Genomic DNA, 14,188 nt, shown 5'->3' with positions numbered 1-14,188 from the left:
ATGGATTCAAAAAGTGATAAAATAGCATCTAAAGAGCAAATAAATAATCAAAAATTGCTTGATAAGGATATACATAAACTGCATACCGAGACATTAGGGTTAGATGTTCCAGAAAACTATTTTTCTAGATCTAAAGCGAACATTTTAACCAAGGTTTCTGATGAGGCAAAACAAGAAAAACCAGTTTTCTTCTTAAAAAGACGTTTTGCTTGGTATGCAGCAGCATCTGTTATATTACTGCTTGCTATAACGTTCACTAAATCTAATGGCAATTTACAATTGGATGAAAATCATCCAGTTGCACTAGATACTATAAAAGAATTGGACGGCAATAAATTTGCCCCCAGTATTATAGAACCAATAGAAAATGATATTCTAATCACATCACTTTTTATAGAAGAAGATGAGGTAGATGAATTTATAGATAATTATGTTTTAGAAGAGGCATTAACATATGAAGCCTTGTAATATTAACTTAAAAACCTTTATTATGAAAAAGAACAAATTTATGGCAGCTATAGCAATAGCAACACTTACTTTATTTTTTATATCTTGTAATGATAACGAATCTGTAAGTGATAATTTAGAAACCAGTAGTGCGTCTGAAATAGTAGCTCTTGAGGCATCTGTTGAAGAGGTAGAAAGTGTGGCAGACGCTTACAGTTTATATGCCATAAGTGCTTTGGAATTTGAATCTAATGTTACAGGTAAATCAGATTCAGAAAAAACCGTTCCAGGAAAACGTTGTAAAGACCGTTCTGGATTTTTTCCTGAATGTACAGAGTTTGAAGAAGAAATTGTAGGGGAAACGGTTACCATTACGGTATCATTTCCAGATGATTGCGTAGATAGAAATGGTGATGTTATTTCTGGTACAATAACCGTAGTAAAATCCATTTCGGATACTGATAAAACCCGAACAGTTACTTTTAGTGATTTTACTATAAACGGGCATGTCATAAACGGAACAAAAACACACGAATACACTACAGAAAATGGTGATGGTAATCCGCAAATGAGTGGTTCTGTAGATATCTCGGTAGAAACGGAAGAAGGTACTATTACCAAAGTAGGTACACGTGTAGTGGTAATTACCAGTGGAGGAGATACAGACATACATATTGACGATGAAAAAACCATTACTGGATCGTACACGTTCACAGATGCTGAAGGGAATACAAAAGCCGTTGAAATCACTACAGCTCTAGTTAAACCAGCAGCTTGTAAGTATATTGCCCAAGGTGTTAAAACCTATACGAAAAATGGGGAGGTCTCAACCCTGGATTATGGAGATGGAACCTGCGATAATTTGGCTACCTTAACAGATGCTGATGGTGCGGTAACAGAAATAGAACTGAAAAGAAAAAGAAGAAAGCACTAATTTTTTCTAATTAGTGGCTAAGCTTTGTTTCTTTAGAAACAAATACAAAGACATGAAATTTGTAACAAAAATTAAATTATTAATGCTTGCCATGTTTATATGTACAACAAGTTTAGGGGCTCAGGAAGGTTTTGATAAAAACGACCTAACGAAAGAGCAGCAAAAGCTTATGCAGGAGCAACGTATTTTAATTAAAGCAAATCGAGAGGCCTTTAAAGCCAGTCTTACAGTTGAACAATTGGCCATTTTAGAAAACTCTGACCTTTCAAAAGCAGAAAGGCGGCATGCTCTGATGTTAACATTTACCCAGGCTCAAAAAAACCTGATAAAAGATAATAAAGCCAAAGTGAATAGGCTTAAAGAACGATTTAGAGCAACATTTACGCATGATCAACGACGACAATTGCGAACACGATCACGAACCAGAAGTGGTGAAGACAGAAATGAATTGAGGGAATCTATAAGGCGCGATAGAAAGAGAAAGAAAAAACCTTATGGTGGCGGTTAATAAATAACTCTATTAACTTGGATTAAGAGTAAAAAGTGGTTGGATATTCATTCAACCACTTTTCCATATTTATATTTTTAAGTTCGAGCGCATATTTTGGTAGATAAAAGCATCTAAATATTTAAGCTTAGATAAAGCAAAAGAGAGAAACGAAACGATTCGTAAAAGCCAAAACATAACATAAACGTATGAAAAAAGTCTTCTTGACATTTATAGTATTATCAAGTGGACTATTCACATATTCACAAGAAAAATCTACTGTTGACAAAGAAAAAGAGGTCGATGAGATTATTGATAGCTTATTAGAAGAAGGTGTTTTAAACGAATTAATACAGGATATTAATAATTTTAAGTTTTTATATGTCTCGGTTGATTATAGTAGCGATACGTATTTCTCTGGAAGAGACATAGACGTTGATCAGTATAATATAAGACCACAAGTAACTTACATGCACTCCAAAGGGTTTATGTTTGGTTTGTCTGGAGTGTATTATAACGGATTTGTCCCCAAATGGGATTATACCGCTGCGACCATAGGATATACGAAGAGCCTGGGTAAAAATAAGCTGTTCAGGCTCTATACCTCAGGGTCAAGATATTTTTATTCTAATGGGGTAAACAACCCTTTTCTTTATGCTTTAACTTTTGGTGCAGGTATAAAAAACAAACAGCGTAATATAGGTACGCAATTTTCTGGAACTTATCTGTTCGGAAATGATCAATCGTTTCAAATTACGTCCTCGAGTTATGCGTCTATTAAATTATTTAAAACTAAAAAAAGTACTTTAGCATTAAGACCCGAACTCAATATTATTGCTGCAAAACAAACCTTCGAGTTGGCGCAAATAAATATTGAAAACGGTGTGCGTATTATAGATTATTTGGAAAACGAAGTTTTCGATTTAATCAACACACAAATTAGTATTCCGTTAGAATTTAGTACACATGCCTTTGATTTCGAACTTGGGTACAATGTAAACTTCCCTTCTGCCATTGGTAACGAGCCCAATCTCCACACAACAGGATTCTTTAATTTTTCTATAGCTTATTTATTCGACTTATAGCATCTTAGTGGATAAACTAAAAATTGGTATAGGGCAAATTTTAAAAATTACATGTCTCTATTTCAGTGACACGTAATGTATTTACCATCCCTCTATCTTTAATAGGCATGGCAGCTAAACTAATAAGCATATCACCTTCTTCTAAATAGCCCATTTTACAGGCAATAGTATTTACATCTTCAATAGTTTCATCTGTACTTACAAACTTATCATAGTAAAAAGCACGAACACCCCAAAGCAAGCTAAGACGTGTTAAAATACGCTTGTTAGATGTAAAGACTAAAATATGGCATGAAGGTCTCCATGCTGAAATTTGAAATGCTGTATACCCACTATTTGTTAATGTTGAAATGGCCTTGGCATTAATTTCATTCGCCATATTAGCGGCATGATAACAAATAGATTTTGTTATATAGCGGTTCGTACGAATATGAGGTGGTAATTGTGGTACTTTAATTAAATTTGAGTTTTCTACACTTTTAAGTATGTCAGACATTTGCTTAATAACCTGTACAGGGTAACTACCAACAGATGTTTCACCAGATAGCATAACGGCATCTGCTCCATCCATAACCGAATTTGCAACGTCGTTTACTTCAGCTCGTGTAGGTGTTAAACTAGAAATCATAGTCTCCATCATTTGTGTGGCTATAATTACTGGAATTCTCGCTTTTTTAGCACGTAATACCAATTGCTTTTGGATAAGAGGGACTTCCTCAGCAGGAACTTCTACTCCTAAATCTCCACGGGCTACCATTAGGCCATCACAGTGTGCTACAATTTTATCAATATTTTCTACAGCTTCTGGCTTTTCAATTTTAGCTATAATTGGTATTTTATAATCACTGTGTTTATTTATTAAATCACGTAACTGCATTAAATCTTCTGCATGACGCACAAATGATAAAGCAATCCAATCTACATTTTGGCTAATGGCAAAAATGGCATCTTCAATATCCTTTTCGGTTAATGCAGGTTGTGAAATATTTGTATTAGGAAGATTTACTCCTTTTTTAGATTTAAGTGGACCTCCTTGAATAACGCGAGCAACAACTTCGTCTTTTTTGTTGGTTGAGACCACTTCAAAAATTAATTTTCCATCATCTAAAAGAATGCGTTCCCCTGGTTTCGCATCTTGTGGAAACCTTTCATAGGTCATGTAAACACGTTCTTTTGTTCCTTCAAATCGTTCGCCAGTTGCAAATACGATTTCATCATCAGGGTGTACTACGACTTCTTCTTTCATAACACCAACACGAAGCTTAGGACCTTGTAAATCTGCTAAAATAGCCGCTGTGAAACCAAACTCTTCATTTAGTTCTCGAATCATCTTAATACGCTGTTCAACGTCGCTGTAATCAGCATGAGAAAAGTTTATTCTAAATACATTAACGCCTTCTTCAAGCATTCCTTTTAAAACTTCTTTGGTACTTGTAGCAGGTCCTAATGTTGCTACTATTTTGGTTTTTTTCGTTGTTGACATTAGTTAAAAATTAAATTGTCTTTAGATTTTAATTGATCGATATCGATACTGTAAGCTGTGGCAATTTGAGGTACTTTTAATACGTTGTTTAGAATATATTTCTCTTTACTAAAATTAATTCCATTATCAATTTTTAAAAAATAATTCACCGTTTTATATTCTGGTATTAAATAGGTTGTTCTCGTTATTTTTTCTTCAGAATCAAATAATGATTCGTTGTTCCTTTGTCTATAGGTTTCTGTTTTACATATATTAGATACTAAATTCCAAATGGTTTGCTGTTTGCCGTCTTCCCATTCAAAAATTGAGTAGGTCGATTTTCCATTTTGATAATCTAAATCTAATGACTTTCTAATAAGACTTATTCCTAAATATTTATTCAAAAGATACGTTAAACGATAGTCTTCAAGTGTACAATGAATCGCTATTAAAGTATATAAATCTTCTTCAAAAACATTCTCCAGAATAAGTTTGTGTACAGCCATAACTTATATTAATCGCGGTAAATATAATATTAAAAACAGTCAATTGGAATACGTTTAAGCTATATCTTATCAAGAAAGTAAACGAAAACGTTATAGTTGGGAGCCTTTTATCTAAAATGATTTAAATCATTTTGGACATCTTGCTTTGAAATGCAAAAAAAGCGCGTTTTGAAGCTTTTTCTTCTGCTTTTTTCTTTGATGTAGCACGTGCTTTTGCAACAATTTTTTTATCTATAGATAATTTTACCGAAAAATGGCGGACATCATCGTTACCCGTATCTTCATAAACATTATAGCCAAACGTTTTCTTCTCTTTTTGACACCATTCAATGAGCAAGCTTTTATAACTAATAACTTTCCCTTCTAAGGTTTCAATATCTACATAGGGAATGATAACACGTTTATATATAAACTTTTCACAAAACTTGTATCCTCTGTCAAGAAAAATAGCACCAATAAGGGCTTCAAAAATATTACCATGAATATTGTCTCCAAACTGTCCAGGTGGAATTTTACTTTCTACGAGGTCTATTAAATTTAAATCTTTTCCCAGTTCGTTTAAATGTTCCCTACTTACAATTTTAGAGCGCATTTTAGTTAAATACCCTTCGTCACCACTTGGTACTTCTAAATATAAGTGGGATGCAATTACGGCACTTAACGTAGCATCTCCCAAAAATTCTAAGCGCTCGTAATTAATAGCGTTTCCTTTGCTATCTTTTAAATTCATGGATCGGTGAGTGAACGCCGTTTTATAGAATTTAATATGTTTAGGTTTAAATCCGAGAATTTTAGTTAATTGCATAAAAAAATTCCCGTTGCGTTTAGAACGGGAATTTAATATGTTGCGAATGCTTTTCATCTGATAATTAATAATTTATTTTAATGTCAGATATAATAAACCATGTTTCATTTTACTGTAAAATTTAATTTATCGTTATGGTTTATTCCATTCAGGATTTAATCTATTTTTTTGAATACTACACAAGCGTTGTGTCCACCAAATCCAAATGTATTGCTCATTGCTACTTTTACATCACGTTTTTGGGCTTTGTTTAAGGTTAAATTTAATTCAGGATCAATTTTCTCATCTACTGTAGTATGGTTAATTGTTGGAGGCACAATACCATGCTCCATTGCCAATATAACCGAAATAGCTTCAATAGCTCCAGCAGCACCTAATAAATGCCCTGTCATTGATTTTGTTGAATTAATGTTTATATGCTTTGCATGATCTCCAAAAACCTTAGAAATAGCTTTAAGCTCTGCCACATCACCTAAAGGGGTAGAAGTACCATGCGTATTTATATGGTCTATATCTTCTGGTTTTAGGTTGGCATTTTCTAAACAATTTTTCATGACCTCAACAACACCTATACCTTCTGGGTGTGGAGCTGTCATATGATGTGCATCAGAAGACAATCCTCCTCCTGCAACTTCAGCATATATTTTTGCTCCTCTTGCTTTTGCATGCTCATATTCTTCTAATATTAAAGCCCCAGCTCCTTCACCTAAAACAAAACCATCTCTGGTTCCATCAAATGGCCTTGAGGCTGTTTCTGGACTTTCGTTTCTAGTAGATAATGCATGCATGGCATTAAAACCACCCATTCCAGCAATAGTAACTGCAGCTTCACTTCCTCCTGTAACAACTACGTCACAATACCCTAAACGTATTGAGTTTAAAGCATCAAACATAGCGTTTGCAGAAGAAGCACATGCAGAAACAGTTGTGTAATTTGGCCCCATAAATCCATGTTTTATGGATATATTTGCGGGGGCAATATCTGCGATCATTTTCGGAATAAAGAAAGGATTAAATCTTGGGGTTCCGTCACCATCAGCAAAACCTAAAACTTCTTGCTGAAAAGTTTCTAAACCTCCAATTCCTGCCCCCCATATAACACCCACGCGCAACTTATTTACCTCGTCTAGATTTAATTTAGCATCAGCAATAGCTTCATCTGAAGCTACCATTGCGTACTGCGCAAATTTATCCATCTTACGAGCTTCTTTTCTATCTAGAAAATCGGTGGCGTTAAAGTTTTTAACCTCGCAAGCGAATTTGGTCTTAAACTTTTCGGTGTCATAATATGTTATAGGCGCAGCACCGCTTTTACCACTAACAAGTCCTTCCCAAAATTCATCTTTGGTATTACCTATAGGTGTTAAAGCCCCTAATCCTGTGACTACAACTCGCTTTAGCTCCATAAAGTGTAATGCTTATTTTGCTTCTTCTATATAAGAAATAGCTTGACCAACTGTCGCAATGTTTTCAGCTTGATCGTCTGGTATTTGAATATCAAATTCTTTTTCGAATTCCATTATTAATTCAACAGTATCTAATGAGTCCGCTCCTAAATCGTTTGTGAAGCTTGCTTCTGTTACAACTTCGTTCTCATCAACTCCCAATTTGTCTACGATAATCGCTTTTACTCTTGATGCAATGTCTGACATAATATTTTAATTTTAAATTTTAATTAGTTGGCAAAAATAAAAAACTTTATTTTTAAAACACATCTTTAGTATAAAAATGTGTTTGTAATTTACTAAAATTAGTTTTAAGTATTTATGTTTTACCTTCAAATTGTTAATAATTATTCTTTTTTTTGTCCGAATAATTTTAACATTATAATCTGTAAAATGAAATGAGCTTGAGAATTTTGCTGAACATTGTTGTAAATTCGATTTACAAATTACATCAGACATTAATTTTAAAATAAAATCAACAGATGAAACGTATCGTAATTTTTGCGTCCGGAAGTGGTACTAATGCTGAAAATTTAATTAAGTTTTTTCACAACAGCGATAATGCGTCTGTTATTCAAATACTCACTAACAATCCTCATGCCAAAGTTTTAGACCGCGCTAAAAATTTAAAGGTGAGCGCACTATCTTTTAATAGAATGGCGTTTACAAAAACAGATGATGTATTAAATATCTTAAAGGCATCCCAACCAGATTTAATTGTTCTAGCTGGGTTTTTATGGAAATTCCCAGAATCTATTCTGGAAGCCTTTCCTAATAAAGTGATTAATGTACATCCAGCCTTGTTGCCAAAGTATGGAGGTAAAGGGATGTATGGTATGCATGTGCATGAAGCAGTTGTTACTAATAATGAAGTTGAAACAGGTATTACCATTCATTATGTAAATGAGCACTATGACGAAGGGGCGATTATTTTCCAAGCGAAGTGTCATATTAAGATGTCTGATACAGCTGAAGATGTTGCTGCGAAAATTCATGAATTAGAAATGGAACATTTTCCCAAGGTAGTTGAGGAGTTATTGATTGAAAATAATTAGCACTTAAATTAATGAGGTTCCTGGTTTCTCTGGAATGATAAAAATGGCATCTAAAAAGAAGAAATACTACACTGTTTGGAAAGGACATCACACTGGTGTTTTTGAATCTTGGAATGACTGCAAAGCCCAAATAAAAGATTTTCAAGGTGCACAGTATAAATCGTTTACAACATTTAAAGCTGCAAAGGAAGCTTTAAAAGGAAACTATAAAGATTATATAGGAAAAGCTTCAAAGTTTAAAAGTGAACTCTCAACAGAGCAACTAAAAAAAATTGGACAACCTAATTATAACTCTATTTCGGTTGATGCTGCTTCGAGTGGAAACCCAGGGAAAATGGAATATCGTGGGGTGGATACTAAAACAAAGAAACAACTCTTTATTCAAGGCCCTTTTGAGGAAGGTACTAATAATATAGGTGAGTTTTTGGCTATTGTACATGGTTTGGCTTTACTAAAAAATAATCATAGTGACCGTATTTTATATACAGATTCTAGAACAGCTATAAGCTGGGTGAAAAAGAAAAACTGTAACACTAAATTAGAAAGAAATAATAAAAACAAAGCACTTTTCGAATTGATTGATAGAGCTGTTGATTGGTTAAAAAAGAACACCTACAAAACTGTTATCGTTAAATGGGAAACTAAAGCTTGGGGGGAAATTCCTGCGGATTTTGGTAGAAAATGACGTTTTTTTTAAACATTACCTTACAATAAAACGGTCTTATACTTATTCAAAAAATATTCTTGAATAAGTATTTAAAAGACTTATCTTTGCAGAAAATTATCAGGTCTCTTTTATGAGTAAATTAGTAATAGTTGGCACAGTAGCATTTGATGCTATTGAAACGCCTTTCGGTAAAACCGATAAAATTCTAGGCGGTGCCGCAACTTACATTGGTTTATCTGCTTCACAATTTAATGTAGAATCGGCAATTGTATCTATTGCTGGGGGTGACTTTTCGCAAGAATATTTAGACTTATTGTCAAATAACAATATCGATATTTCAGGGATTGAAATTGTTGAAGAAGGAAAAACATTTTTTTGGAGCGGACGTTACCATAATGACATGAATTCGCGAGATACTTTAGTTACAGAATTAAATACGCTTGCAGATTTTAATCCTGTAGTTCCAGAGAATTATCGTGATGCTGAAATTGTGATGCTAGGAAATTTACATCCTTTGGTACAACAAAGTGTTTTAGACCAAATGACGGCAAAACCTAAGTTGGTAGTTTTAGATACCATGAATTTTTGGATGGATTGTGCTTTGGAAGATTTGCTGAATGTGATTAAAAACGTAGATGTCATTACCATTAATGATGAAGAAGCCAGGCAATTAACAGGGGAATATTCTTTGGTTGTTGCTGCTCGAAAGATTCATAACATGGGGCCGAAATATGTGGTTATTAAAAAAGGAGAGCATGGCGCTTTATTATTTCATAATGATAGCGTATTTTATGCTCCTGCTTTGCCTTTAGAGGAAGTTTTCGATCCAACAGGTGCTGGAGATACTTTTGCTGGAGGATTTGTAGGGTACCTTGCAAAAATAGGGGACACCTCTTTTGAGAGTATGAAAAATGCTGTTATTTATGGCTCAACCTTGGCGTCGTTTTGTGTAGAGAAATTTGGAACCGAGCGTATGGAGGATTTATCAAGCGAGGAGGTGCATCAGCGCTTATTGCAGTTCAAGGAACTAACGCAGTTTGAAATAGAATTAACATAGTAAAAACGCGCTCTAAAAATAGAGCGCGTTTTTACTTAAAAATAAAATTGTCTTTCCTGTGAAAACAGGAATCTATTAATAGTTATGATTTCCGCATGCCATACTGAGCATGTTCGAAGTGAAAGCGAAAAAAATTGTATATGAGTGATGTCTTAAAACATGAATGTGGAATAGCAGTTATTAGACTTTTAAAACCACTGGAATATTATAAAGAAAAATACGGAAGTGCATTTTATGGTGTAAACAAGATGTATCTTATGATGGAAAAACAGCACAATCGTGGACAAGATGGTGCGGGTTTTGCAAGTATTAAGTTAGATACAAAACCAGGTGAACGTTATATTAGTAGAGTGCGTTCTGTGGCACAACAGCCTATTCAGGATATTTTTGGTCAGATAAACGAAAGAATAAATAATGAATTAACGGCCCATCCTGAATATGCTAACAACGTTGCTTTGCAAAAACGCAACATTCCTTATATAGGGGAGTTATTATTAGGACATGTTCGCTATGGGACTTTTGGAAAAAATAGCGTAGAAAGTGTGCACCCATTTTTAAGACAAAATAATTGGATGCATAGAAATCTAATTATGGCAGGGAACTTTAATATGACAAATGTTAAAGAACTTTTTGCAAACCTTATTCAGTTGGGACAGCATCCAAAAGAATATACCGATACCATAACTATAATGGAGAAAATCGGTCACTTTTTAGATGATGCAGTAAGCAAAATTTATAAAGACCTCAAAAAGGAAGGTTATAATAAAAGGGAGGCGTCTCCTCTTATCGCAGAGCGACTCAAGGTAGGTAAAATATTAAAACGTGCTGCAAAAAACTGGGATGGCGGTTATGCTATGGCAGGACTTATAGGCCATGGAGATTCTTTTGTTTTAAGAGATCCTGCAGGTATTCGTCCAGCGTATTATTATAAAGATGATGAAATAGTTGTGGTAGCATCAGAGCGTCCCGTTATTCAAACGGTTTTTAATGTAAGCTTTGATAGTGTAAAAGAGTTAGACCCAGGACAAGCTATCATTATTAAAAAATCTGGTGAAGTTCGTTTTAAACAAATATTAGAGCCCTTAGAAAGAAAATCTTGTTCATTTGAACGTATTTATTTCTCTAGAGGAAGTGATGCAGAGATTTATCAGGAACGTAAAATGCTTGGTAAGCTCTTAATGCCAAAAGTTCTTGATGCTATTGATAATGATACTAAGAATACGGTCTTCTCGTACATACCTAATACAGCAGAAACTTCGTTTTTTGGAATGATAGAAACTGCCGAAGCATATATAAATAAAAAGAAGACCCGTACTATTTTAAATGGGCAACGTTCGCTGTCTGCCGAAAAAGTAACGGAGATCTTATCAGAGCGTGCACGAATTGAAAAGATTGCTATCAAGGATGTTAAGCTTAGAACATTTATCACAGAAGATAGTAGCCGTGACGATTTAGTAGCTCACGTTTACGATGTTACTTATGGCGTTATAAAACCAGAGGATAACTTAGTTATTATTGACGATAGTATTGTTCGGGGCACAACATTAAAAATGAGTATTTTAAAAATGCTTGACCGCCTAAATCCTAAAAAAATTATTGTGGTCTCTTCTGCGCCACAAATTCGATATCCAGATTGTTACGGTATAGATATGGCAAACCTTGAAAGTTTAGTTGCATTTAGAGCGGCTTTAGATTTATTAAAGGATGCAAATAAATATCATATCGTAGAAGAGGTATATAACAAGTGTATTAGTCAAACGGATTTAGATGATAAACATGTACAGAATTTTGTAAAAGAGATTTATGATCCTTTTACTGATGAAGAAATTTCGGATAAAATTTCAGAATTATTAAGTCATGAAAGTATTGATGCAGAAGTTAAGATTATCTTTCAGTCTGTAGAAAATTTACATAAAGCATGCCCAGACCATTTAGGTGATTGGTACTTTACAGGTAATTACCCAACCGTAGGAGGAAATAGAGTTGTAAATAGAGCGTTTATTAACTTTTATGAAGGCAATAATGAACGCGCTTATTAATTATTGAATTATCAAATTTTTCCACTTAATCTGTGATAAAATACACTTAATCCAAAAAATGTGCTTTTTGTCTAAAAAATAATCAGAATATATAAAATACACATACCTTGGTCTCACCATAACATAAGTAGGTTAAGTTCATGGTAGATTTGGGGCAAAAAAAGGTGAACAACTGTTCGCCTTTTTTTATGCAATTTAGTTTCTTTTTAAGCCTTTTTTTAAAAATCGTTTTTTCTTCTCTTTTTATTTTATAATAATTTTTAGAAGACCGTTTAAGCCAATATATAAGTAGTTTAACTAAAATATTTTACCAATCTTTACAAAGAACATATATTTGAACCACCATAACATAAGTAGGTTAAGTTCATGGTAGATTTGGGGCAAAAAGGTGGACACTCGTCCACCTTTTTCATTTTTTATTTTGATCTGTTTTTTTAATCTATTCTATAGCCATCTCCAAACTTATAATTTAAAACAAAACCATGAGTGTTGCCTAATGGAGAATTGTTATTTGTAGCATTATAGTTGTATATAAAACGTGCATTTTTAAATAGATAAATTCCCGCCAAAAAATTTAGTGAAGATTTTGTCCTATATCCAGTTCCTATTTCAAACTTGTTTTTAAAACTTATAGCTAAGTTTATATCGGCCTGCAATGGTGCTCCGCCTTCATGTTTTATAAGTAAATTGGGTTTTATCATCACTTCTTGGTAGCGGTTACTAAAAAAACGATATCCAATATAACCGTAATAGGGAGTCGCTAGATTTAAATTATCATCAGAAGCTAAAGATTCTCCCAAAATGTTTGGAGTTGAAAATCCAACATAAAATGATGCATGATTAAACAAGAAGCTAAAACCCAATGTAGGGATGGAAGCATTAATGTTTTCAGAAAAATTAGGATCATTTGTAATTCCCAGCTCTAATAGGTTATCTTGATATTGTTGTAAACCAGCGGTAATACCAAAGGAGAGTACGCCTGGATAATAATGTTGCCAATAAGGTCGATTATTTTCTAAATCGAAGAATATTTTATAAGAGTAAGCTCCAAAAAAATTAGTGGAGGTTGTTACACCAATTTCATCTCTAATAATGCCAGCGCCAACACCCATTTTCCCTCTATTTAAAGCGGTGTGGCCACTAAGAGAGAAGGTTTTTGGACTTCCTTCAAACTGATTAAAATGACCAGAATTACTAATAGACATTTCGGCACTCGGGCTCAGACCAGCATATGCCGAATTTATAATAAATGGATTATAATTGTATTCAGAAAACGTTGGTGTTTGCTGACCAGCACTAATGCTGGTTTTTAAAATAAAAAGTAGTATGATGATTCCCGCATAAGCGGAAAAGTTATTTTTTCTAGTCATTAGATTAGCGCTTTATTACTAAAAATCCTTTTAATTTTTTCAGGTTATGGGTTCCTGATATTTTGATATCAAAGAAATAGGTTCCGTTAGGTAATGTATTTGCTCCCATATTGTTAAGGTTGTTTGCCTCACCTCTAAATACATTAGAAGTATTATTGTAATTTGAGATTGAAAAAACTAAATCTCCCCACCTGTTATAGATGTCTACGGTATTCTGCGGACTATTTTCTATACCTCTTATCTCCCAAAAATCATTGATTCCGTCACCATTAGGTGAAAAACCATATTTTGATTCTACTAAAGGCTCTATTATTTCTTCGGTAGTAAATGATTCCTCGGTGCAGCCCGTAGCATCCCCTTCGGCGTTGTAAGGTGTTATGGTTACATATATTGTTGTATTTTCAGGTAGATCCGATAGCAGATCTATGGTCGTGGTATCACCGATATCCTCATTATTTAAAATATCTGAGATGCCAGAAGAGGTTCCCACATTGATTCTGTAGCCTGTGGCATTGGCGACAGAATTCCAACTAAGATCAGTGTCTACCGCTACATTATTAGACATATTTAAGGGACCAGCTAAGATAGTACACGCTGGCACTGTTGGGAGGGTCTCCGTGGTGAAGGATTCCTGTGCACATCCCGTGGCGTCGCCTACGGCATTGTACGGCGTGACGGTCACGTATACCGTTCTGTTTTCTGGCAGGTCTGAGGCGGGGTCTAGGGTCGTGTCATTGCCTACGTCCTGGTCGTTTATTATTTCGGTCCCTCCCGAAGATGTCCCGATGCTGATCCTGTATCCCGTGGCACCTGCGGCTGCGTTCCAGCT

The 14,188-nt window shown here is 34.3% G+C and carries 15 protein-coding genes; 8 read left to right on the top strand and 7 right to left on the bottom strand.

Going from position 1 to position 14,188, the window contains the following annotated elements; translation table 11 throughout:
* From HHX25_RS15150 to HHX25_RS15135, 4 genes are all read left to right on the top strand, one after another.
* Nucleotides 1–468, top strand: a complete 468-nt coding sequence (locus HHX25_RS15150) for a hypothetical protein (protein WP_169675249.1) — start codon at nt 1–3, stop codon at nt 466–468.
* A gap of 22 nt (nt 469–490) precedes the next feature.
* A complete protein-coding gene (locus HHX25_RS15145) occupies nt 491–1,381 on the top strand; it encodes a hypothetical protein (RefSeq protein WP_169675247.1) in 891 nt (296 codons plus the stop codon).
* Between the two features lie 52 nt (nt 1,382–1,433).
* Complete coding sequence (locus tag HHX25_RS15140; protein ID WP_169675245.1) at nt 1,434–1,889, top strand: hypothetical protein; 456 nt, start codon at nt 1,434–1,436, stop codon at nt 1,887–1,889.
* A gap of 188 nt (nt 1,890–2,077) precedes the next feature.
* Nucleotides 2,078–2,953 (top strand): hypothetical protein, encoded by an 876-nt coding sequence (locus HHX25_RS15135; RefSeq protein WP_169675243.1) that lies wholly within the window; start codon nt 2,078–2,080, stop codon nt 2,951–2,953.
* Between the two features lie 40 nt (nt 2,954–2,993).
* On the opposite strand, the gene pyk is transcribed toward HHX25_RS15135, so the two are convergent.
* The 5 genes from pyk to HHX25_RS15110 all read right to left on the bottom strand — a co-directional run bounded on the left by pyk (nt 2,994) and on the right by HHX25_RS15110 (nt 7,378).
* Nucleotides 2,994–4,436: a pyruvate kinase gene (gene pyk / locus HHX25_RS15130; RefSeq protein WP_169675241.1), complete on the bottom strand. Its 1,443-nt coding sequence runs from the start codon at nt 4,434–4,436 to the stop codon at nt 2,994–2,996.
* Nucleotides 4,436–4,921 (bottom strand): IPExxxVDY family protein, encoded by a 486-nt coding sequence (locus HHX25_RS15125; RefSeq protein WP_169675239.1) that lies wholly within the window; start codon nt 4,919–4,921, stop codon nt 4,436–4,438. Before HHX25_RS15125 ends, pyk begins: the two co-directional genes overlap by 1 nt.
* Before the next feature lie 121 nt (nt 4,922–5,042).
* The gene (rnc, locus tag HHX25_RS15120; RefSeq protein ID WP_169675237.1) at nt 5,043–5,783 is read right to left on the bottom strand and encodes a ribonuclease III; all 741 of its coding nucleotides are present in this window, start codon (nt 5,781–5,783) and stop codon (nt 5,043–5,045) included.
* Between the two features lie 98 nt (nt 5,784–5,881).
* Entirely contained in the window at nt 5,882–7,132 is a 1,251-nt protein-coding gene (fabF, locus tag HHX25_RS15115; protein WP_169675235.1) for a beta-ketoacyl-ACP synthase II, read from the bottom strand.
* Between the two features lie 12 nt (nt 7,133–7,144).
* A complete protein-coding gene (locus tag HHX25_RS15110; RefSeq protein ID WP_008269813.1) occupies nt 7,145–7,378 on the bottom strand; it encodes an acyl carrier protein in 234 nt (77 codons plus the stop codon).
* Between the two features lie 275 nt (nt 7,379–7,653).
* Here HHX25_RS15110 and purN point away from each other — a divergent pair, with 275 nt between their 5' ends.
* The 4 genes from purN to HHX25_RS15090 all read left to right on the top strand — a co-directional run bounded on the left by purN (nt 7,654) and on the right by HHX25_RS15090 (nt 11,989).
* Nucleotides 7,654–8,226 carry a phosphoribosylglycinamide formyltransferase gene (gene purN, locus HHX25_RS15105; RefSeq protein WP_169675233.1) on the top strand — a complete coding sequence of 191 codons (573 nt, stop codon included), beginning with the start codon at nt 7,654–7,656 and terminating at the stop codon, nt 8,224–8,226.
* A gap of 43 nt (nt 8,227–8,269) precedes the next feature.
* On the top strand, nt 8,270–8,911 hold the full coding sequence (locus tag HHX25_RS15100) for a ribonuclease H1 domain-containing protein (RefSeq protein ID WP_169675231.1): 642 nt from the start codon (nt 8,270–8,272) through the stop codon (nt 8,909–8,911).
* A 112-nt stretch (nt 8,912–9,023) separates the two neighbouring features.
* Nucleotides 9,024–9,950, top strand: a complete 927-nt coding sequence (locus HHX25_RS15095; protein WP_169675230.1) for a PfkB family carbohydrate kinase — start codon at nt 9,024–9,026, stop codon at nt 9,948–9,950.
* Between the two features lie 140 nt (nt 9,951–10,090).
* The gene (locus HHX25_RS15090) at nt 10,091–11,989 is read left to right on the top strand and encodes an amidophosphoribosyltransferase (protein ID WP_169675228.1); all 1,899 of its coding nucleotides are present in this window, start codon (nt 10,091–10,093) and stop codon (nt 11,987–11,989) included.
* A gap of 434 nt (nt 11,990–12,423) precedes the next feature.
* On the opposite strand, the gene HHX25_RS15085 is transcribed toward HHX25_RS15090, so the two are convergent.
* Together HHX25_RS15085 and HHX25_RS15080 are read right to left on the bottom strand one after the other, a co-directional pair.
* Nucleotides 12,424–13,359 carry a PorP/SprF family type IX secretion system membrane protein gene (locus tag HHX25_RS15085; protein WP_169675226.1) on the bottom strand — a complete coding sequence of 312 codons (936 nt, stop codon included), beginning with the start codon at nt 13,357–13,359 and terminating at the stop codon, nt 12,424–12,426.
* Nucleotides 13,360–13,363: 4 nt separating this feature from the next.
* Nucleotides 13,364–14,041 (bottom strand): gliding motility-associated C-terminal domain-containing protein, encoded by a 678-nt coding sequence (locus HHX25_RS15080; RefSeq protein WP_317169099.1) that lies wholly within the window; start codon nt 14,039–14,041, stop codon nt 13,364–13,366.
* Nucleotides 14,042–14,188: the final 147 nt, after the last annotated feature.

The sequence above is a fragment of the Flavivirga algicola genome, assembly GCF_012910715.1.
GTDB lineage: Bacteria > Bacteroidota > Bacteroidia > Flavobacteriales > Flavobacteriaceae > Flavivirga > Flavivirga algicola.
This window is presented reverse-complemented; position numbering and strand designations above follow the sequence as displayed.